This window comes from Pseudomonas sp. T8, from assembly GCF_024610635.1.
Classification (GTDB): Bacteria; Pseudomonadota; Gammaproteobacteria; order Pseudomonadales; family Pseudomonadaceae; genus Aquipseudomonas; species Aquipseudomonas chlororaphis_I.
Window position 1 is genome coordinate 539,343 of the sequence record NZ_CP102374.1, and the last position, 23,107, is coordinate 562,449.

At 64.2% G+C, this 23,107-nt stretch carries 16 protein-coding genes; 6 read left to right on the top strand and 10 right to left on the bottom strand.

From position 1 onward, the window contains the following. Positions 1-5 precede the first annotated feature (5 nt). The 5 genes from NRG23_RS02335 to NRG23_RS02355 all read right to left on the bottom strand — a co-directional run bounded on the left by NRG23_RS02335 (position 6) and on the right by NRG23_RS02355 (position 5,671). Complete coding sequence (locus NRG23_RS02335) at positions 6-1,001, bottom strand: ABC transporter substrate-binding protein (protein ID WP_257373617.1); 996 nt, start codon at positions 999-1,001, stop codon at positions 6-8. Next, positions 998-2,350 (bottom strand): LLM class flavin-dependent oxidoreductase, encoded by a 1,353-nt coding sequence (locus NRG23_RS02340; RefSeq protein WP_257373618.1) that lies wholly within the window; start codon positions 2,348-2,350, stop codon positions 998-1,000. Before NRG23_RS02340 ends, NRG23_RS02335 begins: the two co-directional genes overlap by 4 nt. A 27-nt stretch (positions 2,351-2,377) precedes the next feature. Continuing rightward, a complete protein-coding gene (locus tag NRG23_RS02345) occupies positions 2,378-3,349 on the bottom strand; it encodes an ABC transporter substrate-binding protein (protein ID WP_257373619.1) in 972 nt (323 codons plus the stop codon). 133 nt (positions 3,350-3,482) lie between these two features. Then, positions 3,483-5,066 (bottom strand): rhodanese-related sulfurtransferase, encoded by a 1,584-nt coding sequence (locus NRG23_RS02350; RefSeq protein WP_257373620.1) that lies wholly within the window; start codon positions 5,064-5,066, stop codon positions 3,483-3,485. Next, complete coding sequence (locus NRG23_RS02355; protein ID WP_041983742.1) at positions 5,063-5,671, bottom strand: cysteine dioxygenase; 609 nt, start codon at positions 5,669-5,671, stop codon at positions 5,063-5,065. The genes NRG23_RS02350 and NRG23_RS02355 overlap by 4 nt, the downstream gene beginning before the upstream one ends. 233 nt (positions 5,672-5,904) lie before the next feature. Here NRG23_RS02355 and NRG23_RS02360 point away from each other — a divergent pair, with 233 nt between their 5' ends. Together NRG23_RS02360 and NRG23_RS02365 are read left to right on the top strand one after the other, a co-directional pair. Further along, positions 5,905-6,810: a LysR family transcriptional regulator gene (locus NRG23_RS02360; RefSeq protein WP_103331957.1), complete on the top strand. Its 906-nt coding sequence runs from the start codon at positions 5,905-5,907 to the stop codon at positions 6,808-6,810. A 141-nt stretch (positions 6,811-6,951) separates the two neighbouring features. Continuing rightward, the gene (locus NRG23_RS02365) at positions 6,952-7,746 is read left to right on the top strand and encodes a class II aldolase/adducin family protein (RefSeq protein ID WP_009049084.1); all 795 of its coding nucleotides are present in this window, start codon (positions 6,952-6,954) and stop codon (positions 7,744-7,746) included. Positions 7,747-8,456: 710 nt separating this feature from the next. Here the strand turns inward: NRG23_RS02365 and NRG23_RS02370 are convergent. Next, entirely contained in the window at positions 8,457-9,545 is a 1,089-nt protein-coding gene (locus NRG23_RS02370; protein WP_257373621.1) for an LLM class flavin-dependent oxidoreductase, read from the bottom strand. A gap of 394 nt (positions 9,546-9,939) precedes the next feature. Here NRG23_RS02370 and NRG23_RS02375 point away from each other — a divergent pair, with 394 nt between their 5' ends. The 3 genes from NRG23_RS02375 (at position 9,940) to NRG23_RS02385 (ending at position 12,115) form a co-directional block, all read left to right on the top strand. Further along, positions 9,940-10,824 (top strand): ABC transporter permease, encoded by an 885-nt coding sequence (locus NRG23_RS02375; RefSeq protein ID WP_009049082.1) that lies wholly within the window; start codon positions 9,940-9,942, stop codon positions 10,822-10,824. A gap of 1 nt (position 10,825) precedes the next feature. After that, on the top strand, positions 10,826-11,623 hold the full coding sequence (locus tag NRG23_RS02380) for an ABC transporter ATP-binding protein (protein WP_124301607.1): 798 nt from the start codon (positions 10,826-10,828) through the stop codon (positions 11,621-11,623). Positions 11,624-11,902: 279 nt separating this feature from the next. Next, entirely contained in the window at positions 11,903-12,115 is a 213-nt protein-coding gene (locus tag NRG23_RS02385) for a hypothetical protein (protein WP_016705245.1), read from the top strand. Positions 12,116-12,262: 147 nt separating this feature from the next. Here the strand turns inward: NRG23_RS02385 and NRG23_RS02390 are convergent, their stop codons facing one another. The 4 genes from NRG23_RS02390 to NRG23_RS02405 form a co-directional block, all read right to left on the bottom strand. Further along, entirely contained in the window at positions 12,263-13,672 is a 1,410-nt protein-coding gene (locus NRG23_RS02390) for a TolC family protein (RefSeq protein WP_257373622.1), read from the bottom strand. After that, the gene (locus NRG23_RS02395) at positions 13,672-15,813 is read right to left on the bottom strand and encodes a peptidase domain-containing ABC transporter (protein ID WP_257373623.1); all 2,142 of its coding nucleotides are present in this window, start codon (positions 15,811-15,813) and stop codon (positions 13,672-13,674) included. Before NRG23_RS02395 ends, NRG23_RS02390 begins: the two co-directional genes overlap by 1 nt. Before the next feature lie 12 nt (positions 15,814-15,825). Further along, on the bottom strand, positions 15,826-17,082 hold the full coding sequence (locus NRG23_RS02400) for an HlyD family secretion protein (RefSeq protein WP_124302327.1): 1,257 nt from the start codon (positions 17,080-17,082) through the stop codon (positions 15,826-15,828). A 548-nt stretch (positions 17,083-17,630) separates the two neighbouring features. Next, positions 17,631-20,249: a hypothetical protein gene (locus NRG23_RS02405; RefSeq protein ID WP_198918896.1), complete on the bottom strand. Its 2,619-nt coding sequence runs from the start codon at positions 20,247-20,249 to the stop codon at positions 17,631-17,633. Between the two features lie 344 nt (positions 20,250-20,593). On the opposite strand from NRG23_RS02405, the gene NRG23_RS02410 reads away from it, so the two are divergent. Further along, on the top strand, positions 20,594-23,101 hold the full coding sequence (locus tag NRG23_RS02410) for a hypothetical protein (RefSeq protein WP_009049076.1): 2,508 nt from the start codon (positions 20,594-20,596) through the stop codon (positions 23,099-23,101). Positions 23,102-23,107: the final 6 nt, after the last annotated feature.

Below are 23,107 nucleotides of genomic sequence, written 5' to 3' on the forward strand. Positions count from 1 at the left end.
CCGGCTCATAGCGGCAGCAAGGCAAAACTTCGGTCCCACAGGGGGCTGACGTCGAGCCGTTCGCTGAGCACGCCGGCGTCGAAGAACAGGTCGGCGACTTCCTGCTGCGAGGCGATGGCCTGGTCGTTGACGGCGATGATCCGCGACGGCTGGCTGCGGTTGTTGTACATGTCGAGAAACACCGCCTTGTCGACGCCCAGCAACTGCGCCGACTTGCTCGCCCAGGGCTCGGGGTTGTCATTGATCCACTCCAGGGTGCGCGCCTGGCGCTGGATATAGTCCTGGATCGCCTGCTTGCGCAGCGGCTCTTCCAGGGCCGCCGGCCGTGCGGCGATCAGGTAGTTGCCGGACAGGTAGCCCAGGGCGGTCTTCAGCACCCGGGCGCCGCTGCGGAATTTCGCCAGCTGGATAAACACGCCATAGATCACCCAGGCATCGAGTTGGCCGCTCTGGAAGGCGCTGAAACCGTCCTGTGGCGTGAGCGCCACCGCAGTGATGTCGTTCAGGGTCAGGCCCTGTTCCTTCAAGGCCTTGATCAGGAAATAGTGCGACGTGGTGGAGCGCACGTAGCCGACGCGCTTGCCGCGCAACTGCGCGACCGACTCGACCTTCGAGTCCTTGGGGATCAGGAACACCTGGTTGTTCACGTCGCCTTGCAGCACCGCGATCAGCCGTGGCTGGCGATGGCTCTGGATCGAGAAGATCGGCGGGATCTCGCTCATCCCGCCGACGTCCAGGCTGCCCGAGGCCAGCGCTTCGACGATCAGGTTGCCGCCGGCGAACTCCGAGTATTCGACCTTATAGGGGGTATCGGCGGTGCCGGCGTCCTCGACGAAATAGGAGTCCTGCCCACGGTAGGTGGCGACCCCCAGGGTCAGGTCGGCCAGGCTGTTGTCCTGGGCGAAGGCGCGCGTGGCCAAGCCCAGCGAGGACAAGCCCAGGGCGCCAACGGCCAGCGAGCTGGCGGCGAGGAAGCCGCGACGATTGAGGTATTCGCTCATGCCACGGCCTCGCTCTGGGTTGCGCTGGCCTGGGATGGCTCGGCGTAGCGGTTGGCCGGCACCGGCAGGCCGAGGTTGTCGCGCAGGGTCTGGCCGCTGTACTCATCGCGAAACAAGCCGCGCTGTTGCAGCTCCGGCACCACCCGCTCGGTGAAGTACTGCAGGCCGTCCGGCAGCAGCGAGTTGATGATGAAGCCGTCGGCCGCGCCTTCCTCGAACCAGGTTTGAATGGCGTCGGCGACCTGCTCGGGTGTGCCGACAAAATCACGCCGTGGCCGCGAGAAGCGCAGGGCCACTTCGCGCAAGGTCAGGCCCTCGTCGCGGGCCAGTTGCTTGATCCGCTCCGAGCCACCTTTCTGGCTGTTGGCGCCCAGATCGCCGAGCTCGGGGAAGGGTGCGTCCAGCGGGTACTGGCTGAAATCATGGTCGTTGAACGGCCGGCCAAGGGCGACGATCGCATCTTCGATGCTCACCAGCGCCACCGCCTGCTGGTAGCGGTCTTCGACCTCCGCCGCATCGCGGCCAACGATCGGGCGGATGCCGGGCAGGATCGACAGCAACTGTGGATCGCGGCCAAAGCCGCTGGCACGGCGTTTCAGGTCCTGGTAGTAGGCGCGCGCTTCGTTGAAGTCTTCGGGGCTGACGAAAATCGCATCGGCATTCTCGGCGGCGAAATTGCGTCCGTCCTCGGAGGTGCCGGCCTGGAAAATCACCGGCTGGCCTTGCCGGGAGCGGGCGATGTTCAGCGGGCCCTTCACCGAGAAGAATTCACCCTTGTGCTCCAGCGCATGCAGCTTGCCGGGGGTGAAGAATTCGCCGCTCTGCTTGTCGTAGGCAAAGGCGTCGTCTTCCCAGGAATCCCACAGCCCCTGGACCACCGCCACATGCTCCTTGGCGATGCGGTAGCGCACAGCATGGGGCGGATGCTCGGCCTTGCCGAAGTTGTCGGCGGTGCCGCTGAGCCAGGAAGTGACCACGTTCCAGCCGGCGCGACCGCCGCTGATATGGTCCAGCGAGGCGAGCTGGCGGGCGACCTGGAACGGCTCGGTGTAGCTGACGGTGACGGTGGCCACCAGGCCGATATGCCGGGTGCTGGCGGCCAGGGCCGAGAGGATGGTCAGCGGCTCGAAGCGGTTGAGGTAGTGCGGGCTGGATTTTTCATGGATGTGCAGGCTGTCGGCGATGAACACGAAGTCGAACTTGGCCGCCTCGGCCAGTTGCGCCTGCTGTTTATAGAAGTCGAAGTTCACGCTGGCGTTGGCCAGGGCCCGCGGGTGGCGCCATTCGCCCCAGCCGTGACCGACGCCATGGACCATCGCGCCGAGTTTCAATTGACGTTGCTTGCTCATGGTGATGCTCCTGAATCCGTAGTCTGGTTAGCGGGATGCCTGGTTGAGTTGCACGCGCGGGGCGTTGAAGCTCTTGTCGAAGCCCTGGGAGACGTCGATGGGCCGGCTGAGGATGCCTTCCTCGCGGTAGATGTCCGCGGTGGTTTGCAGGCCGCCGATGACCTGGTCGTCGATCTCCACCGGCTGCATGTGCGTGGCCTGTGCCACCGCCAGGTGCACGGCCAGCGGCAGGCCGGTGACCTGGGCCTGGGCGGCGGCGAACTCCTGGGGATGAGCGTTGGTCCAGCGGTAGGCGCGATCGACCCGGGCGACGAAGTCTTCGAGCTGCTGGCGTTTGTCGGTGATCGCCTGGCGGGTGGCGGCCAGGTACAGGTGGTTGCTCAGCAGGTTGTCGCCGCTGACCAGCACCTTGGCCTGGCTCTGGGTGGTGGCGATGGTGGTGTAAGGGTCCCAGGTCGACCAGGCGTCGGCGCTGCCGTTGTCCAGGAGGATGCGCGACTCGCTGGGCAGCAGGTAGATGAACTGCACATCCCGGGTGCTCAGGCCGACGCTGCGCAGGGCCTTGATCGCCAGGAAGTGGCCGATGGAGCCGCGGGTGGTGACGATGCGCTTGCCCTTGAGGTCGCGGGCGTCGTTCAGCGGCGAATCCCTGGGCGCCAGAATGGCCGTGGTGTAGCGCCCCTCGGCGTGGACGATGCTGACCACCTTGAGCGGCGCGCCGGCGCCGAGGGCGAACACATAGGGCGCATCGCCCAGGCCGCCGATGTCCACGGCGCCGGCATTCAGCGCCTCGCCCAGGGGCGCGGCGGCGGGGAATTCGGAGAACTGGATTTCATAGGGCACGTCCTTCAGCTCGCCGGAGACTTCCAGCAGGACCTTGATCGTCGACTTCTGATTGGCCACCCGCAGCGGTTGCAGGTCGGCGGCCTGCGCCGGGGCGGCAAGAGCAAACGTGACAGCCAGCAACAGCGGGGTGAGGAAGGGCAGGGTAACGCGCATGACGACAGGCTCCAGGCGGGTGTCGGTGGTTAGGGTCACCTCCGCCTGGAGAAAGGGGTCGGTCCGGGTATTGCGTCAGGTGGCTCATGGGCCGGTGAAGGCACATAAGCCGGGCTGTTTCAGATCACGCGGTTCAGATCACATAAAAACCGTGGGTGCCGTCGCGGGCCAGCTGCTCCACCAATCCGAACTCCCAGTCCAGGTAGGCTTGCATGGCTTCGCGGGGGTTATCGGTGCCCTCGTAGGGCCGGCGATAACGGTCGATGCGCGGCGAGGCCAGGCGGGTTTCGCCCGTTTCCAGCGGCAGCTGCGCGTCGATCCAGTTGGCGGTGCCCTGGTGCAGCAGGAACACCGGCTTGCCGGTCAGGGCCTCGACCTCGGCGACCGCCAGCCGCGCCAGCTGGCTGCTGCCGCAGGTCAGCACATAACGCTCGGCCGGCGGCAGCTTGGCCAGAACCTCCGGCAACTGCGCGCGCAAGGCCCACCAGGCGCCCGGGATATGCCGTTTGACGTAGTTGGCGCTGCTGGTGAAGTCCAGCACCAGGCTGTCGCCTTCGGCCAGCCACTGGGCCAGGGTCTCGGGGCTGATTTCCTCGGCCTGCGGCGCTGCGGGCACTGGTGCCTGCCACGGGCCTTGTTCGCTGAAGTGCGCGGGCTGCAGGTCATCCAGCACGTACACCTGCCAGCCCAGCTGCGCCAGCCAGGAGGCCGACATATTGGCGCGCACGCCATCGTCGTCCACCAGCACCAGGCGCGCGCCGCGCACACTGGCAAAGTGATCGGTTTCCTGCACCAGTTGCCCGCCGGGGGTGGAGCGGGCCGCGGGCAGGTGGCCGGCCTCGAATTCTTCCGGGGTGCGCACGTCGAACAGGTAGGTGCTGCGCTGCGTTTCCTGCTGCCAGCGTTGCAGGTCGTCGAGGCTGGCGCGGCCCACCCGCGCCTTGTCGGCCACTCGCCGGGCGTCATCGGCGGCGACAGCGCGATGGGCTTCGCTGGTAGGTGCGAAGCGCCGCGACTGGCCGTGCTCCAGCGCCTGCCCGGCCAGGGTCCAGCCGATGGTGCCGTTGCGCAGGGCAGCCACCGGGTTGGCGATGCCGGCGTTGATCAGCGACTGGGTGCCGATGATGCTGCGGGTGCGGCCGGCGCAGTTGACGATGATCCGGGTCGCCGGGTCCGGCGCCAGCTCGCGGGCGCGCAGCACCAGCTCCGCCCCCGGCACGCTGATGCCACGGGGAATGCTCATGGTCTGGTATTCGTCGAAGCGCCGGGCGTCGAGCACCACCAGGTCCGCCTGGCTGTCGAGCAGGGCCTGGACTTCTTCCGCCGCCAGGGACGGCGTATGCCGTTGGCTTTCCACCAGTTCGCCGAAGGCCTTGCTCGGCACATTGACATCGATGAACAACTCGCCGCCGGCGTCGCGCCAGCCGTCCAGGCCGCCTTCGAGCAGGCTCACATTGCTGTAGCCCAGCGCTTGCAGGCGCTGCACCGCGCGTTCCGCCAGGCCTTCGCCATGGTCATAGACGGTGATTTGGGTATCGCGCCGGGGAATGCGCGCATACACCTCCAGCTCCAGTTTCGACAGCGGGATATTGGCGGCGAACAGCGGATGCCCCTGGGCGAAGGGCGCCTCTTCGCGCACATCGACGAGGGCCAGCTCTTCACGGTTCAGCAGCGCCTGGCGGATCTGCGGGTAAGAGCGGGTAGGTGCTGTGCTCATAGGGCTTGGCTCTCTTTGGACAGGTCCCAGATATTGGGCAGGAAGGCGTTGGAATAACCGGAAATGAACAGTTTTTCGCTGCCGTCGGCTTGGTACACCGCGCGGCGCACGGCACCGATATTGGCGCCGTAGACATGGATGCTGATCGACACCTGGTCGTCGAAGGCATTGCTGACCTGATGGATGTCACCGATCTTCGGCGACACGGCCTCGACCTGGCCGGGCAGCAGCTGGATCCGCTGGCCCTCGGCCCGCAGGCTGCCGTCGCTGTGGCGGGCGAAACCTTGTGAGTACTCCGAGCCGCGCAACATGCCGATCAGCCCCCAGACCCGGTGGTCGTGGATCGGCGTGCGCTGCCCTGGCCCCCAGACAAAACTGACGATGCTGAAGCGCTGCCGGGAATCGGCGTGCAGCAGGTACTGTTGATAGCGCTCCGGATCGGGGCGGGCGAAGTCCTCGGGCAGCCAGTCGTCATGGCTGACCAGTTGGGCCAGCAGCTTGCCGCCGCGGTGCAGCAGGTCGCCTTCACGGGGGTGGCTGTCGATCAGCTCCGCCAGGGCGCCTATGAATGCTCTGAGTCTCTCCGGGTGTCGGGCCTGGGTCATGGCGACTCCGTGGTCGTGGTCTAAGTTCGATATCAGGGTTCGTTATCAGGATTTAAGCATAATGATTTTTCTTAATATGCTATTTTTTTATGATTAGGTTATAGCTGAAAGGAATTTAGAACCCTTGTGAATAGCGTTAGACGTTATCGATAGATGCGCCAGGCTATCCAGCTACGCGCATTCAAACTATGCTTTTCGAACATCTTAATGACTGTTCTCTATGTGCGGGCCAAATGAAAATTGATGATATCGACGCCTTTGTCGAAGTGATTCGTTGCCAGTCCATCAGCCATGCCGCCGAGACCTTGCAACTGACGCAACCGGCGATCACCCGGCGGGTGCAGAACTTCGAGCAGGCCTTGGGCGTGGAGCTGTTCGACCGCAACACCAAGCCGCTCAAGCCCACGCTGATCGGTACCCGGGTGTACGAACAGTGCCGGCTGATCCTGCGGGAAATGGATGCCCTGCGCGAACTAGTGGCCACCGACGCGCCGCCCACCGGGCTGTTGCGCCTGGGCGTGCCGCAGACCATCGGCGATGTGGTGCTGCTCGATGCCCTCAAGCACCTGCGCGTCGAATACCCCGAACTGCGCGCCCAGGTGGCCACGGGCTGGGGCAGCCAGCTGGTGGGCAAGATCGAGCGCGGCGAGCTGGACGCGGCGGCCGCGCTGTTCCCGGCCGGCAAGATCTTCCCGGACAACATCATTGGCGAGTCGATCGGCAAGATGGAGCTGGTGGTGGTCTGCGCCAAGGCGCAATTGCCCAAGCGCCCGTGCAAGCTCGCCGACATTTACCAGAACGGCTGGATTCTCAATCCGGACGGCTGCGGTTTCCGCGCCGGGCTGCAACGCACCCTGTCGGACCAGGGCCTGGCCCTGCGGGTCAACCTGGAAACCTTCGGCACCGAGTTGCAGTTGGGCCTGGTCGCCGATGGCCTGGGCCTCGGCCTGGTGCCGCGACCGCTGCTGGAGCGCAGCGCCCACCGCGAGCAACTGGCGGCGATGCCGCTCAAGGACTTCAAGCCGGTGATGGACCTGTGGCTGATCTACCCGCATTTTCTCGGCAACCTGCAAGGGCCGGTGGACGCCTTTGGCAAGCTGGTCGCCGGCTCGCTGCAGAAGATCAAGAGTGCCGCGTGAGCGGTTGAAAGAGGGCAAGGGCAGGGCGGCTTAAAATAAAAAATAATGATAATTAGCTTAGATTAAAATGTGCTTTTTATTATTTTTTGCCTTCCCCTAGGCTGGCTGGAGTTCCTTAAAGGCCATCCAGGAAGTTTTGCCATGAGCAGCGTCAGCCCGTTATCCAGCGTCTCGAAAAATGTTCGCCAGCGTGTCAGCCCCGAAGAGTGGGAGGTGCGCGTGAAACTCGCCGCAGCCTACCGGCTGGCGGCTCTGTACAAGTGGACCGATCACATCTACACGCACTTTTCCGCGCGGGTGCCGGGGCCCGACGAGCATTTCCTGATCAACGCCTTCGGCTTGCTGTTCGACGAAATCAGCGCTTCCAATCTGGTCAAGGTCGACATTGACGGCACTATCGTCGACGACCCCACGGGCCTCGGGATCAACTACGCCGGTTATGTGATCCACAGCGCAATCCATGGCGCCCGTCCCGACCTGCAGGCGGTCCTGCACACCCACACTCGCGACGGCATCGCCGTGTCCGCCCAGCGCGACGGCCTGTTGCCGATCTCCCAGCACGCCATCGGTTTTTCCGGGCGTGTGGCCTATCACGGTTACGAAGGCATCGCCCTCGACCTCGACGAGCGCGAACGGCTGGTGGCGGACCTGGGGGACAAGAGCGTGCTGATCCTGCGCAACCACGGGCTGCTCACCGCAGGCATCAGCGTCGAGCATGCGTTCCAGCAACTGCATTACCTGGAGCGCGCCTGCAACATCCAGATCGCCGCCCAGGCCAGCGGCAATGCCGAGCTGATCTACCCGCCGGCCGAGGTGGTGGCCAAGGTCGAGAAGCAGGCCGAAGCCTTCAAGAGTGGCGACGGGCCGGGTGTCGCCCGGCACTGGAATGCGCTGATCCGCCAGTTGGAGCGTAGTGATACGGCTTATAAGGAGTGATGGCACGGACACAGAAACGCGCTTACGCACTGTGGCCGCTGGCGCAGCCTGCGATCGGTTTGGGTGGCATTCCGACGCAGCGGCCGTGAATCCGCAACACGCGGTCTGCCTGACAAACCGCAGTCTCCGGTTTTGCGTCTGCTGCGCAGCCGATCGCAGCCTTCGGCAGCGGCTACAAGGCGTCCATCCAGCAGGCGTGATGCTCTGTAGCCGCTGCCGAGCAAAGCGAGGCTGCGAACGACCGCGCAGCGGTCGCCAGGCCAGACGCCGCCGCAGGTCAGTGATAGCGCGCCGTCAGGTTGGCGGGGCTATGCCCCGATCGCAGCCTTCGGCAGCGGCTACAAGGTATCCATCCAGCAATGAGCAATGCTCTGTAGCCGCTGCCGAGCGAAGCGAGGCTGCGAACGACCGCGCAGCGGTCGCCAGGCCAGACGCCGCCGCAGGTCAGTGATAGCGCGCCGTCAGGTTGGCGGGGCTATGCCCCGATCGCAGGCTGCGCCAGCGGCTACAAGGTATCCATCCAGCAATGAGCAATGCTCTGTAGCCGCTGCCGAGCGAAGCGAGGCTGCGAACGACCGCGCAGCGGTCGCCAGGCCAGACGCCGCCGTAGGTCAGTGATAGCGCGCCGGCAGGTTGGCGGGGCTGTGCCCCGATCGCAGCCTGCGGCAGCGGCTACAGGGCGATCAGGGCTCTATGCGTCGGGGTCCAGCTCAGGCAACTTTTTCCGCGGCCAGCCGCTCGCGCTCGGCCACCCGCTTGCGGGTCAGCGGGATCAGGCGCTGGCCATAGTCGATGGCGTCCTCGAGCGGGTCGAAGCCGCGGATCAGGAAGGTGGTGATGCCCAGGTCGTAATAGTCGAGCAGGGCTTCGGCCACTTGCTCCGGGGTGCCAACCAGGGACGTCGAGTTGCCCTGGGCGCCGAGCAGCCCGGCGATGCCGGTCCATAGGCGCTTGTCCAGGCGCGAGCCCTGGGCCGCTGCCGCCAGCAGGCGGCGCGAACCTTCATTCGGTGGTTCGCGGCGGACAAAACCGTTCTGCTCGGCGAGGGCCGTAGCCTGCTGCAGGATGCGTTCGGCACGGGCCCAGGCCTGCTCCTCGGTGTCCGCCAGGATCGGCCGCAACGACAGGCTGAACCTGATGCTGCGACCATGTTTGGCGGCCTCGGCACGCACCTGGCTCACCACTTCGCGCACCTGCTCGTAGGTTTCGCCCCACAGCGCGTAGACGTCCGCATGCTTGCCAGCCACGGCGATGGCCGCCGCCGAGGAGCCGCCGAAATACAGCGGGATGTGCGGCTGTTGCGGTGACTGCACCGCCGAATACGCACCCTCGACCTGGTAATACTGGCCTTGATAGTCGAAGGGCTGGCCGCTGGTCCATTCCTGGCGCAGCACGTCCAGGTATTCGTCGGTGCGGGCGTAGCGCTGGTCCTTGTCGATATAGCTGCCGTCGGCGCGCAACTCGCGGTCGTCGCCGCCGGTGATGATGTGCACCGCGGTGCGCCCGCCATTGAACACATCCAGGGTGGTGAACTGGCGCGCGGCCAGGGTCGGCGCGGCGAAACCCGGGCGATGGGCGATCAGGAACTTGAGCTTTTTCGTCACGCTGGCGGCGTGCGCGGCGATCAGGGTGCTGTCCGGGCTGTTGGAGTGGAACGCCACCAGGGCGCGGTCAAAGCCGCCGTCTTCGTGGGCGCGGGCGACTTTTTCCACGTAGTCGGGTTGCAGCACGGGGCCGCTGCGCGGGTGAATTTCCGAGGCGTGGTGGCCGCCGATAAAACCGATGAATTCGATACTCATGGTGGATTCCCTGTTTTCTTCCAATAGTTTTTCAATAGGCGTGATTCAGCCTCCACCGGGCAAGGGGTCGGTCCGTGGTGTCGAAAGTAGGCGCAGCGCGGCGGGGTGTGAAATGCCGTTTTGTTCTAAGTTAATTATTAAATTAACTGATTATTTGAATAGACCTGTATCAGCAATGTGCATTTTATAGCGCTGCATCCGCACACCCGGCAAAGGGCGTTGGCCGAGCCGTCTTACTATGCAAATAATTTATCTGGTTAATTTTCTATCTGATTTTTAATCATATTAGGTTATTCCCAAAAAGAATTTCACTGCGATTTTTTATGCGAATAGCATGAATTCGAAGCTGAAACATGGCGCCTCCGGCCATGGGCTTGATGAGGAAGGAAGCCTGATGAGCGACAAGACTTTCGAGACACCGGGCGCCAGCAGCTCGTTTTCCGTCGACAAGGCCGTTCGCCGGGGTGGTGCGGGGCAGGGCGGGGCGCAGTGGATCCCGCTGTGGCTGCGCACTTGGCGCACCCCCGAGGCGCTGCTGCGGCTGATCAGCCCGATCGTGCTGCTGTTGTTGTGGGAGCTGGCGTCGCGCTGGGGGCTGATTCCCCAGCGGGTGATCGCCGCGCCGTCGCAGATCGGCGGCACGCTCTGGGCCATGATCGCCTCCGGCGAACTGGGCAAGCACCTGCTGGTGTCGCTGCAACGGGCGCTGGTGGGCTTGAGCATCGGCGTCAGTATCGGCGTGGTCGCGGCGCTGATCAGCGGCCTGTCGAAACGCGGCGAGGTGGTGCTGGATTCGCCGATGCAGATGCTGCGCACCATCCCTTCGCTGGCCCTGGTGCCGCTGTTCATTCTCTGGTTCGGCATCGGCGAGTTCACCAAGATCGCCCTGATCGTCACCGGCACCACGTTCCCGGTATACCTGAACCTGTTCGCCGGTATCCGCAACATCGACCCCAAGCTGATCGAGGCCGCCAACACCCTGGGCCTGAGCCGGCGCGAGCTGATCTGGCACGTGATCCTGCCGGGCGCCTTGCCCTCGTTTTTCGTCGGCCTGCGCTATTCCCTGGGGATTTCCTGGCTGGCCCTGGTGTTCGTCGAGCAGATCAACACCACCGCCGGCATCGGTTACCTGGCCAGTGACGCGCGGGACTTCATGCGCACCGACGTGATCGTCATCTGCCTGCTGATCTACAGCGTCCTCGGCCTGCTGATCGACGGCCTGATCCGCACCCTGGAACGTTTCGCCCTGGCCTGGCGCCCAACTTTCGTGAGGAATTGATATGTCGAGCATCGATCGTGTAAACGCGCCCAAGACCGCCCACCCGGTACAACTGCGCAATGTGGTGCGCCAGTTCGGCGAGCAGCGGGTCATCGACGGCCTGGACCTGGACATCGCCCCGGGGGAATTCGTCGCGCTGCTGGGCGCCAGCGGTTCGGGCAAGACCACCTTGCTGCGCAGCCTGGCCGGGCTCGACAGCATCGACAGCGGCCAGCTGCGAGTGCCCAAGGCGCGCGCCGCGGTGTTCCAGGAGCCGCGCCTGATGCCCTGGAAGCGCGCCTGGAAGAACGTGATCCTTGGCCTGCGCATCCCCAACGCCCGCGCCCGCGCGGTGCAGGCGCTGACCGAAGTCGGCCTGGCCCACCGCCTGGAAGCCTACCCGGCGACGCTCTCCGGCGGCGAAGCCCAGCGCGTGGCCCTGGCCCGCGGCCTGGTGCGCGAGCCCAAGCTGCTATTGCTCGACGAACCCTTCGCCGCGCTGGATGCGCTGACCCGGATCCGCATGCACCGGCTGATCATCGACCTCTGGCGCAAACATACGCCGGCGGTGCTGCTGGTGACCCACGATGTCGACGAAGCCATCCTCCTGGCCGATCGGGTCATCGTGCTGGCCAACGGCAAGATCGCCGAGCAACTGAGCATCGACCTGCCACGCGCGCGGGACACCGGCCAGGACGGTTTCCAGGAGATCCGCGCGCGCCTGCTGAGCCTGTTGGGGGTGGAAGCGGCGGAGCCGGCGCTGCCAGCAACCGGCACCGCGCGCCCGCCTTCGAGTGTCCGGCGGTTCGCCCATGGCTGAGTGTTCGCTTGCGGAAGATCTCCAACCTGATGTTGCCGGGTGTCTCGTCACAGCGGGCTCTTTGGGACGCGTACTGCAGAACGGTGGAGTGGGTGCGCCAGCGACAGGCTGAACCGACTCGTCAATAGCACTTTCAGAAGTATCCGATATTGTTGTTTGTTTTAATTATTCCGCATCTTTTTACATGAAAGATGAAATGGCTCTTTCCAGCTATCCGGGAAAGTCGAGTACCGGATTGTCGGGAAAGCTGATAGATGAATCTTTGGAAAGGAATGAAACATGCGCAATCTGAACGATATGGAAATAGACGTCGTATCGGGCGCCGGCTTGACCATCGGCGGAAAAAAAGTGACTACCGACACCAACCTGAACGACCTGGCTGACCTGATCAAGAACAATGGTGGCACGGGTAATATCGGCGTTGGCGCTCCTGGCAAGGGCGGCATCGGTATCAATATAAAGAATGGCTGGACCGGCTGGCCGTTCAACTGAACGACTACCAGTTGCCCGATGTTTTATAAATAATAAAAACAATGAACATTGCACTAACGCCAGAAACTGTTTCTGGCGTTTTTACTCGCCGGCACTGACTGAGTGCCGGACCTCCCATTACCCGCCGATGAGCCTCCCGGCTTCACCTTATCGCAGCGTCCAGAAGCCCAGTCGACCCAGGCTGGCGGCCAGGCGCAGGCGCAAGACCTGCCAGGCGCCGAGGGCCTGTATGTGCTGCTCCTGAGCGCTGGAGTAGGCAGTCAGGGCATTGAGCATCTCGATCATGCTGCCAACCCCGGAACGGTAACGCCCCTGGACAACCTCCAGGGTTTGACGCGACTGCTCGACCAGTTCGCGAGTGCGCACCAGGCTGCGGGTCTCGACGCCGAGCAACTGATAGTTGCTCCAGACCTCCAGCGAAATCTGCTGCTCGACTTCGGCCAATTCGGCTTCGCTGGCTTCCCGGCGGGCGAGGGCATTGCGGATCTGGTAAGTACGCTCGAAGCCTTCGAACAGAGGGATGTTCAGCTGCAAGCCGATGCTGCGTTCGCGTTCGCGGATGTCGCCGTTGAACACCCACGGCTGCTCGGTGTAGCGACGCCCCAGGTTAGCGCTCAACGTCAGGCTGGGGCGGCCGGCGGCGCGGCTTTCCTGCAGAGACGCGTCAGCCGCTTTCAGTCGCGCCTGGGCGGCGTGCAGGGCAGGGTGGCTGCTGCGGGCCTCGGCCAGCAGTTGGTCGATGGCCTTGACGAAACCGGTATCGGGTTGTGCATCCAGTTCGCTGGAAAGATGCAGCGGGGTGTCCGGCGGCAGGCCCATGCGCAGGGCGATAAGGCCGACAGCCTGGCGCAGGGAACCCTCATCCCGGACCTGTTTCAGCCTCGCCTGGGACAAAGCGGTCTGCGCCTGCAGGCGGTCGGAAAGGGCAGCGGCGCCCGCCTGGTATTTCGCATCGGCCGCCTTGAGGTTCTGCGCCGCCAGCTCTGCCACCTGGCTCGAGGCGACGAGGCTGCGCTGAGCGCAGAGGGCGTCGTAATAAGCCTGGGCGGCGAGGGCGAAGGTGTTCTGGAGGACCGCGTCCTGGCTGGCGGTGGCCGCCAGCAGCAGTTGCTGGGCATTGTGCAGGGTGGCGCTGCGACGACCGAAGTCGAACAGCACCCAGCTCAGTTCGAGGCCAGTAGCGTGGCTGCGACTATGGCCGGACTGCTGGGGCATGTCGCGACTGTCCAGGTCGCTGTAGCCATGGCTGCCCTCAAGACGCCCTTGCAGGCGCGGCAGGAAGGCGGCCCGGCCAATCCCTACCTGCGCCGCGCTAGCCTTGGCATTGGCCCAGGCGAGGCGCGTCCGGGGATCGTGACAGAGGATGCGCTCAATGGCGTCCTCCAGGCTCAGTTCACCGCGCGGTGCAGCGGTGTGGCAAGGCAGGCCACTGCCGCCAAGGTCGTACACGGCCCGGCTGGAGACTTCATCGGCGGTAGCGAACACATCGGGCTCGTAGGCCGCGGCGCAGGAGGCTGCACCCAGCAAGCCGAGCAGCAAACACCGAACCGCGCGCATCAGCTTCGCTCCCGTGTGGCCGGGTGCGCACGGGTTTCGTCGCTTTCCACCTTGCCCTGCCCGAGCACCACCACCCGGTCTGCCGAGCCGATGGTTTCCGGGCGATGGGCGATCATGATCCGGGTAATGCGCAGGCCACGGATGGCGGCGTTGACGCGTTGTTCGCAGTGAACATCGAGGTGGCTGGTGGCCTCGTCGAGGAACAGGATTTTCGGTTTCTTGTACAAGGCCCGAGCCAGCATGACCCGCTGCTTCTGCCCACCGGAGAGCACGGTGCCCATATCGCCGACCAGGGTGTTGTAGCCCATCGGCATGGCTTGTATGTCGTCGTGGATCGCGGCCATTTGCGCGCACTCGATCAGCCAGGGCATGTCCACCCTGGAATCGAAGAAGCTGATGTTCTGCGACAACGAGCCGGCGAACAGCACATCGTCCTGCATCACCGTCCCGACCAGCTCGCGCAGGCCATTGAGCCCCAACTGCGAGAGTTCCAGGCCGGCCACGCGGACCTGGCCCTGGCTCGGCGGAAGAATGCCGAGCAGGACGTTGAACAGGGTGCTCTTGCCGCAGCCGGAGGGGCCGACGATGGCCACCGACTCACCGGCGGCAATGTCCAGGTCGAGCCCGTCGAGCACCCAGGGTTCCTGCTCGGAGTAGCGGTAGCGCAGGCCGCGAACCTGCAGGCTGGCCGGACGCTCGCGCAGATCCTCGGGCGCGCTGCGGGCAAACGCTTCTTCGGCGGGCTGCAGGACGATGTCAGCCAACCGTTCGCCCTGTAGCTGCAACATGCGCAGCTCGAAGAGCTTGTCGATCAGGCTGGCCACCCGGCTGTCGAACTGCAACTTGTAGGCATTGAAGGCCATAAATACGCCGACGCTGAACTGGCCATCCATCACCAGGGTCGCGCCGAGCCAGATCACCAGCAGGTTCTCGACGCCGAACAGCAGGCCATTCATCTGCTGGTAGAGCAGTTGCAGCTTCTGGGTGCGCAGCCCCGCGTTGATCTGCTCGACCAGCAGGCCGAGCCAGACCGAGCGGCGCTCCTCCTGGCGCTGGAACAGCTTGAGCGGGCGGACCCCGCGGACGGTTTCCAGAAAGTGGCTCTCTTGGCGGGCCGCATGCACGATCTGCTCTTGCGTGGCGTTGCGCAGCGGGCGGTACCAGGCCCAACGCCCAAGGGCATAGAGACTCATGGCGGCAATAGAGATCGCCGCCAGCACCGGGCTGTAGAGCAGCATCATGGCCAGGGTGGCGATGGTCATCAGGCCGTCAAGGATCGCTGAGAGAAAGGCGGCGGTAAGGGTCTGCTGAATGTTGTCCACTGAACCGAAGCGCGAGACCACGTCGCCCAGGTGACGTTTTTCGAAGTACTGGATCGGCAAGCGCAACAGGTGGCTGAACACGTTGGCCTGCCACTGCACACTAAGCAGGGTACTCATGTGCATCATCACCCAGGCGCGCACCCCGCTGACGGCCTGCTGCATCAGCAGCAACAGGCCGAAACCCAGCGCCAGGGTACTGAGCAGGTCGCGGTCCTCGCTGACAATGACGTTGTCCAGGGTCCATTGCAGGAAGAACGGGCTGACCAGGGCAAACAGCTCCAGCGCGCCGGACAGCAACAGCACCTGGGTCAACGAGCGATACAGCCCGGTGACCCGGCCCATCATGTCCAGCAGACGGATGCGCGGCTTGGCGGCCTGTACCTCGAAACCGCGGTCCGGCCACAGCTCCATGGCGACGCCGGTGAAACTGCGCGAGGTTTCTTCCAGGCTCAAGCGACACAACCCGCGGGCCGGGTCGTGGAGCGTGACGCCACGGGCGTCGACCGCCTTCAGCACCACAAAGTGGTTGAAGTTCCAGTGCAGCACGCAGGGCAGCTTCAGCTTGCCGAGATCGTCCAGGGCCAGTTTCACCGGGCGAGTCCCCAGTTGCAGTTGGTGTGCGGTCTGGATCACCTGCTTCAGGGAAGCGCCCTTGAGCGACACACTGAAGCGTCGCCGCAAGTCCATCAGGTCCGTGTGGTAACCGTGGTAGCCGGCGATCATCGCCAGGCAGGCCAGGCCACATTCGGTAGCTTCGGTCTGCAATACCAGCGGCAAGCGCCGACCTATACGCAGCGCGAGTGCGTCGAGAAATGCCATTGAAGGTTGTTCCTAGAGTTTGCCGGTCAGGCTGTACAGCGGTTCGAGCACCCACTCATAGAGGCGGCGGGTGTCCTGGAGGACATCGGCGTCGAGCAACATGCCGCTTTGCAAGGGGCGCGGTTGGCCGTAAGCCGTCACCATCTGCTTATCCAGGCTGATCTGCAGGCGATACAGCTGCTCGCCGTCCTTGGCCAGCCCTGGCACAGCGCCGGCCATGCTGGCGAGCTCGGCGAAGGGCACGCTGGTGCGTGAAATGGAACGCACCCGGCCCTGGTACTGACCGAACTTCTGATAGGGATAGGCCTGGTAACGGATCAACACCGAGTCGCCCGGCTTGATGAAACCGATGGACTTGCTCGGGGCATACAGCTCTGCCTGCAAGGGTGCGTCGGCGGGAACGATGCTCAGCAATGGCCGCGAGCTGTCCACGGTCTGCCCGATGTCGGCGAGTACGGCAGTGGCGATGCCGGTTTCCGGAGCGGTGACCAGCAGCGTGCGCTTGGCCTCGCTCTCCGCCAGGTTTTGCTCGAGGGCAGAGAGCTGGCGCTGGATGTCCGCCTGCTGGTTGGCCTGGCGCGCGCCCAGGCCCGCCAACTCGTTGCGGCGCTCGGTCAGTTGCTGCTGCAGGGCCGCACGTTCGCGCTCCAGCCCCTGCAGGGCCTGGCGCTGTCCCAACAGTTCGGCCTGGCGCTGCTGGAGTTGGTCGACGGAAATGTAGCCCTTATCCATCAGGCCCTGATAACGCTGCGTGGCGTCGCTGGACAGCGCCACCAACCGCTGCTGGCTGTCCGCCTGCCGGGCGAGTATCGCCAGCTCGCGCTGCAGGCTGGCGACCTTGTTGCTCAGGCTGTCACGTTCATCGAGTTGTAAGCGCAGGACTTTCTCCAGTTCACCGCGCAGCGAATCGCGGCGATGTTCGAGCTGGCGGCTGATGCCGGCCTGCACAGGTTCGGCGTCAGAACCGTAGCGTTCGCTGGAGATCGTCAGCAGAGGCTCGCCACGCTTGACCCTCTGGCCTTCGTGGACGAATGTCTCGAACACGATGCCAGCCTGGGGCACGTACACCTTGACCAGGCCACCGACCGGGACCAGCTGGCCGCTGATGGTGCTGCGCTTGGTATAGCTGGCGAAGAAAAAGAAGGCCGCCACCGACACCGCCAGGGCCGTGGCCAGACACGTGAGAACGGTGAAAGAGATCGGGCGGACCAGAACTGTATCGCCCAGCCCGTTGGTTTGCCGGGCGTCGAGCGCCTCCCTGCGGAACAACGGTATATCTGCCATCGAACTAAGCGCCTGTGAATGATAATTCGAGAGCCAATGACTGTTTCATGAGCGCTGTAGTTGATGATTGGCTAATTATGGCTCGCCACATTAGTTGCCTGAACCGGCTTGTCGTTACTTAACTTCTATCGCTTTAACTGCGTGCAGCAGAGCCATTTTCAATGCCGGATTTTGTGGTCGGACACCATAATCTCAAAACGCAAAAATACAACTGAGAACTATCTTATTATCATCTGCTTTTTTCTGATTCGCCCCGCCAATGGTGCACGAACCATAGGCTTGTCATGGACAGCGCCGGTCGGTCATTCATGTGCACCTGTAAAACTTTCAGAACAGCCGCTTAAATTAGAACAACAACACGGAAGTTCCCTGGTGACCCGCCGTCTTCATCGTCGGAGTCGGGGAAGGGGTGTACTTGCGCGTGGGTCTGCAGGTCGAGCAGCTCCCTCTTGCCAGTCATCGAAACGCTCGTCATCACGCAAACCGGCGATGGGATACAGAAGAGTCATGGGGGCCTCCTGGAGGCGGGCGTTCTACAGGTAGCTCCACAACGCCTGGGAAACCGGCGTCGGCTGGCCGCTGCCGAACAGCGCCTGGCCGATCTGCAGGCCCAGTTGCCGGTAGCTTTCGAACTGCGCTTCGTCGAAGAACTGGTTGGCGGTGCTTTCGTTAGGGAAGGTCGGGTGGGCGTTGGCGTAATTGAGCACGTCCACCGGCACCCCGGCGATCAAGCGTGGCTTGAGCAGCAGGATCCGCGCGGTGCGCTGGCCCTGGCGATTGACCACGTTGAACAGCATCGCGCAGCGCAGGCTGTCGTCGGGGCCAGGATGGGTGAAGTTGGCGGTATGGCCGAAGTAGGGCGCCAGTAGCGAAACCTCATGCACGCCCAGGTCCTCCTCGATCTCCAGGGCCTGATCGATCCGCGCCAGGCGGATCAGGTTGGCCAGGTCGTCGAACTGGTAGCTCGGGTCGGCGCCGCAGTCGCACATGACGATCAGCTCGATCTTGCGCCCTTCGCGGATCAGCTCGTAGGTGGCGGTGTTTTCGAAATGGCCGCCGTCGGACAGGTATTGGTAGTCGCGGCGCACCCCATGAAAGTGCGCGCTCAGTTCATAGAACAGGTAGGTCTGGGTCGGGAACACCCGGGCCCAGCCCTTGTCCCGCCAGCTGCGTTGAGTGTCGGCTTGTTCGTCGCCTTCGAGGAAATTGCCCGGCCACCAGGTGCCCAGCCGCAGGTTAGTCAGGCCGAACGACAGCGAGGTACCCAGCGAGGTGGCCCGGCCCAGGCCGGTGGAGATCGCCGCGCCGGAGGTCGCCACCCAATGGGCCAGGCCCAGGGTCTGGTAGATCTCGCTGAACCATTTGCTGCGGGTCGAGCGCTTGCGCGGTTCGCCGTCGAGGATATAGCTGACGCTGTCGGGTGCCTTCGCGCCATTGGGGGCCAGGCACAACGGCTTGCCCTTGCGGTCGCGCTGCACCAGCTGCTCGGCCGGGTCGACGGTGAGGTTCAGGGTGACGTTGATCAGGTGCACCGGCGCGCAGGTGGTGACGCCGTAGTACTGCTCGATCGGCACGTCGTCGCCGGGCAGGGCTTCGGCGACGCTCAGGCGCTGCTTGCGGATCTTGGGCGTCCTGCCGGCAAAACGCAGGCCGTTGGAGGCACCCAGGTACGCTCGGGTCAGCCGGCTGCGATAGAAGGATTGCAACGAGGACTGGTTGAGAAAACCGATGAAGCGTCCCTCCGCCAGGCTCAGGACCAGGGCTACCGCCACCAGGCCCATGAGGCGCGTCAGGCTGTCGCTATCGAGCCCCTGGTAGCGCACGAACTGCACCAGCAGGCCCCAGAGCAGGGCTACCAGCATGAAGATCGCGATGCCGGCGACACCGGCGATCACACTCAGCGGCAGGCGGCTCAGCCAGCCGGGCAAGGCCTTGTCGTCGAGCAGACTGGAGAGGCTGCGGATCGCGCCGATCAGCAACGGCAGCAGGACCGCCGACGACATCAGTTGCGCGCGCTGCTCGCTGATGTAGATCCACTGGGCCAGCCACGGCACCAGGACGTAGAAGCCCAGCAGCAGGGTGAAGATCAGGGCCTGGGCCAGGTAGCGGGTGACCAGCACCCGGTAGGTGCGCACGCAGTTGTTGCGCGCCAGGGCGTCGTCCTTGTCGCGCTTGAAACGCAGGCGCAGGGCCACGAGGATACAGGCCAGCACGCCGAACCAGTTGACCACCCCGCAGACGATCAGGATCGCTCGCAGTTCGGCGTCCAGCCCCCAGGGCGCGCAGGCCAGGCCGATGAACAGGGCACCGATCGCGCTGCACAGCAGGGTCGCCCAGTTCCACAGGTGCACCGCCTCGTCCTGGCTCTTGCGGAAATACACCATCCAGAACGCCAGCATCAGCGGCACTATCCAGAACAGGGTGGCCGCCACCGGCACCCACCAGAGCGAACCGCACAGGACGTTGACCAGGTCCATGGGCAGCAGCGCGACCAGCGGCGAACACAGCGGGCCGCTGGAAATGAACACCTGCGCCAGGGTGGCCAGGGCCAGCGTGCACAACAGCGGCATGCCGATCACGACATGCAGCGCCAGCAGGTTGCGCAGCGACAGGCCCAGGACATAGAACAGGTCGCCCGAACCGCCCGGGGTCAGGTAGCGGCCGTTCTCCCGCAGCCAGGCCAGCGGCGCTTCGCCCACCGGGGCCTTGGCGTAGTCGATATGGGTGTGGATGCGTCCCGGGGGCTCGAAGTCGAGCACTTCATAGGCATCTTCCGCGGCCTGCACTTCGGGGCTGGCCACCACCTGGGCGTTTTCCCGCCCACGCAGGCGCCCGGGCAGGAACAGGCTGCCGAAAAACGAACCCAGGTAGCCGCCACCGCTGACAGTGGAGAGGTAGTCGAACTGCGCCAGCAGGCGCTTGCCGATGCCCGGTTCTTCGCCCACGGCATCCGGCGCCCTGGCCCGGGCCATGGCCTGTAATACCCCGAGGCAGAAGGTGGCGCTGCGAATGCCGCCGCCGGACAGGGCGACGGCCCAGTGGCCGGCGCTTTTGCGCGCCAGGCCCAGCAGATCCCGACGTTGGTCGATACGGGCATGTTCGGCGTGAAACTGGGCATCCTGAGCCGAAGAAGCGGGCTTTTTCCTGTCCATGTGCAGCCCTCGCGAAAGGGAGGGGGATCCATCCCTCACGAGTAAGTTAAAGCAGGAAAACAGCAGGTTGCCAGCAGCGTTTGCGACATCCGGAACGGTGAGAGTGGAGCCCGATAGCCAATCGAAATTACCCCTGGTTTTTCATCGCCAAATGGAAGAATTGACCCGCTCGCCATGGCCTAGTATGGCGGCTGTAGGGCGTTGTAAGGCGACTGGCGTACCGAGGTTAACCGGCCCGGTGCGCAGGCAGTCGGTTGTTCGGCCATCAGAAAAAGAACCGGTCGCGACACAGGTGTCCCCCAAGGACAGAGGGACCGGTCTGCAGCACGTGCAAGGAGCAGCGCATGACACCCGTGAAGCTGATGTTGAGCATTTTCCTTCCTTTGGTGCTGTTACAGGGTTGTAGCAGCGAGACGAAAAACCCCTGCGGCGACAAACCCGGCGAGCGACTCGACGAAGCCAAGTGCGTCGGCCGCGATGCCGGCAGCCTCAGAGGCGCCGACGAGGACTACTTCGCCGACATGGACTACGGCGTGTCCAAGCAACCGCAACTGCTGGTCGAGCGACTGTCGCCCTTCATCCCCGGCATTACCGAACAGCAGGCGCTCCAGGCCTTCGCCCGCGGGCGCAACAACTGGGTGGTCTGGACCGCCGGCAACGATGCGCTGTGGGACAAGCTCTCGCGCGACAGCGTCGGCAACCTCGACCTGCTCAAGACCATCTCCAACCACCCGAGCCTGAAATACAACCGCGATAAACGCTGGCAAGTGCTGGGGGTGGTCAACGAACCCTGCTACGTCAAGGGCGAGGGGCCGCGCGACGACCGCTACGGCCTGTGGCTGGACAAGCGCGACCCGTCCTGCGCCGCCGACCCCTTCGAGAACGAAACCAAGTACCCCGGCGTGAAGATCGGCGCCCGCGGCAAGAACCTGCCGGTGGGTTCCTATTACGGCTACGGCACCGGGATCGTCGGCCTGCGGCTGTTCCCCAACCCGGACTTCGACGAGCACGCGCAGAAGAAGTGGGACGCCAAGCGTTATTACGAAGACCCCACCTATTACAACGACAGCAAGCTGGTGAAACCTTACCGGGTCGGCATGTCCTGCGGCTTCTGCCATGTCGGGCCGAACCCGACCAACCCGCCGGCCGACCCTGAACATCCGGCCTGGTCCAACCTCAACTCCAACCCCGGCGCGCAGTACTTCTGGGTCGACCGGATCTTCATGTGGAACCAGGACCCGAGCAGCTTCCCGTACCAGCTGTTCCACACCTCGAAACCGGGGGCGCTGGACACCTCGTTCGTCTCCACCGACTACATCAACAACCCGCGGACCATGAACGCGGTCTACAACCTCAAGGCGCGCATCGAGCTGGCCTCGAACCTGGGCAAGGAAAAACTCGCCGGTGGCGGGCTGAACAACCGCCAGTTCAACGAGGTACCCGGCGTGCCACCGGACAGCCCGCTGGCGCAGTTCTACAAAAAGCCTGACACCGTATTCACCCCGCGGGTGCTCAAGGACGGCGCCGACTCGGTGGGCGCGCTCGGGGCATTGAACCGGGTATTCATCAACATCGGCCTGTACAGCGAGGAGTGGACCACTCACTTCCGGCCGTTGATCGGTGGCAAGCCGATCACCCCGTTCCGCATCGACGTGGCACGCAAGAACTCCTCCTACTGGAACGCTAACGAGGCGCAGACCCCGGACCTGGCGCTGTTCTTCCTGGCCTCGGCGACCCCGGACTACTTGAAGAACGCCCCCGGCGGCGCGGCGCACCTGAGCGAGCCGGCGGCGGTGCTCGAGCGCGGCAAGGAAGTGTTCGCCGATACCTGCGCCCGTTGCCACTCCAGCAAATTGCCGGAAAAGGCCTGGACCTTCTTTCCCGACCATGGCTGCGTGAACGACGGTTACCTCAAGTGCTGGAACAACTACTGGACCTGGAGCAAGACGCCGGAGTTCAAGACCGCGATGCGCGCCATCGTCAAGGATGAGAAGTTCCTCACCGACAACTTCCTCTCCACCGAGCTGCGGGTGCCGGTCACCCTGACCGAAACCAACGCCTGCAGCCCGCTGGCGACCAACGCCCTGGGCGGCAATATCTGGGACAACTTCTCGTCGGAGTCGTACAAGCAATTGCCGGCGGTAGGCTCGGTGCTGGTGCAGAACCCGTACACCGGCGAACCCTGGGAATACGCGATGCCGGCGGGCGGACGTGGTTATACGCGGCCAGCTTCGCTGGTCAGTGTGTGGTCCACCGCGCCGCTGCTGCTGAACAACCGCCTGGGTCAGTTCCACTGGAAGGGTGGGGTGGAGGACCGCATGGCGTCCTTCGACAGCGCGATCGAGATGCTGCTGTGGCCGGAAAACCGCACCGGCGACTTCCAGGTCATGACCCGCTCCGGCAAGACCCACATGGGCACCGTCGACGTCACCAGTGAAACCAGCTACCTGCGAGTCAGCAGTGGCTATCTGCCGACCTTCCTGCAAAACCTCGAAGGCCTGCTCAGCCGCTTGCTGCCGTGGCTGTTCGGCGAGGACGGCATCCAGCTCGGGCCGATCCCGCAAGGCACGCCGGTGAGCCTGCTGTCCAACATCGACCTGGAGAAACGCGACCAGGTGCTGGAGCTGCTGCTGAAGATCAAGCACGACCTCAAGCAACTGCCGCCTGGTGCCAGCGACGAGGAGGCCCGCAAGGTCTTCGCCGGCCTGGTCAAGCCGCTGCTGCAGGTGAGCAAGTGCCCGGACTTCGTGGTGGACAAGGGGCATTACTTCGGCACCAGTTTCCTCAAGGAGGAAGCGCCCCTGAGTGATGCAGACAAACGGGCCTTGATCGCCCTGCTGAAAACTTTCTAGGTGGCC